This window comes from Vibrio sp. 1401 (assembly GCF_033340295.1).
Window position 1 is genome coordinate 1 of sequence record NZ_JAWOWF010000193.1, and the last position, 918, is coordinate 918.

At 52.1% G+C, this 918-nt stretch carries 1 protein-coding gene; it reads right to left on the minus strand.

The features are described from left to right. The coding region (locus R7Z77_RS24495; RefSeq protein WP_318136946.1) for a DEAD/DEAH box helicase at window positions 1-918 on the minus strand (918 nt) is incomplete at both ends.

Sequence of the window (918 nt, forward strand, 5' to 3'; positions counted from 1 at the left end):
AGCTTGCTTTTCGGCGGGCTTCATACGGCCATGAACCAAGCCAATTTTTACATCTGGCAGTTTGCGCTGCAGCTCTTCAGCGGTGTCTGCTGCGGCTTGCGCTTCCAACACTTCCGATTCATCGATTAGCGTACACACCCAATACGCTTGCTTGCCTTCGTTAAGACAAGCGTTTCGTACCCGCTCGACAATGTCGTCACGTTTGGTATCTGGAATGGCGACGGTTTGAATCGGTGTTCGGCCTGGTGGTAATTCGTCTATCACCGACGTTTCCAAATCAGCATACGCTGTCATTGCTAGCGTGCGAGGAATCGGAGTCGCCGTCATGATGAGCTGATGCGGATACGCGCCTTGTTTTGCCCCTTTCTCACGTAACTCTAATCGCTGATGGACGCCAAAGCGGTGCTGCTCATCAATGATGACTAAAGCTAGGTGATGAAATTCCACATGTTCTTGGAAGAGGGCGTGAGTACCCACTATCATTTGCGCTTCACCGCTGGCAATGCGAGCCAGTTCCGTCTCTTTGGCTTTGCCCTTGAGCTTACCAGCAAGCCAGCCAACTTGAATGCCCATGGCTTCAAACCAGTTGGCGAAATTGATGGCGTGTTGTTCGGCGAGCAGCTCAGTTGGTGCCATTAAAGCCACTTGGTAACCGTGCTCAATGGCTCTGACTGCGGCTAGCGCGGCAACCAATGTTTTTCCTGAGCCTACGTCACCTTGGACAAGACGCATCATTGGGTGCGGTTTTTCGAGGTCGGATTCAATCTCTTTCACCACGCGTGCTTGAGCATTGGTCGGAGAAAACGGCAGTTGCGCCAACAGCTGTTTTTTCAGTTTGTCACATGGTGCGAGCGGTAAGGCGATATCTTGCTGGCCTTTGCTGCGAACTGCCAACATCGACAAGTTTTGGGCGAGCAA